General features: G+C 65.8%; 2 protein-coding genes. Both read right to left on the bottom strand.

Annotated elements, in window-relative coordinates; all coding sequences use genetic code 11:
- Positions 1-339 (bottom strand): DUF6351 family protein (locus A3714_RS17525; protein ID WP_231867836.1); only part of this gene is annotated, 339 nt, incomplete at its 3' end.
- The coding region (locus A3714_RS18210) for a hypothetical protein (protein ID WP_231867835.1) at positions 263-448 on the bottom strand (186 nt) is incomplete at its 5' end. The genes A3714_RS18210 and A3714_RS17525, both read right to left, overlap by 77 nt.

Genomic DNA, 448 nt, shown 5'->3' with positions numbered 1-448 from the left:
GGTCCCCTCGCCGGGCTTGCTGTAATCGCAGACACCCTGCGGGAAGATCTCCGCCACCTGGTCCGCGAAAGCCTGCGGATCCACTACCGTGGGGTAATCCGCCGGATCCACCGGTTTCAGCTGGCATTTGTTGGTCAGGGTCTGGATGCTGTCACCGGCCACGGTCCGTGGCGTCCCGAAACGGGTCTGCACCACGGTCTGTTGCAGGCTCAGAACCGGATCGCTCAACGGTGCCAGCAACTCACCCAGGGTGCCCAGTAACTCACCCAGCACCGGCAGCTCGGACACCACCGGCAGCGCGCTGATATCCAGGCCACACACCCTGACCGGTGAGCGCATCCACCACCACCCCGGCTTCCGCCGGTGCCGGCGGCAGTAGGGACAGATCCAGCCCAGGCAGGATCGGGTCCGGGTACAACAGATTGCCGGTCAGCGGCACGATGGGACC

Origin of the sequence: Alcanivorax sp. HI0007 (genome assembly GCF_001635525.1) — a bacterium.
In the GTDB taxonomy this organism is placed as follows: Bacteria; Pseudomonadota; Gammaproteobacteria; order Pseudomonadales; family Alcanivoracaceae; genus Alcanivorax.
This window is presented reverse-complemented; position numbering and strand designations above follow the sequence as displayed.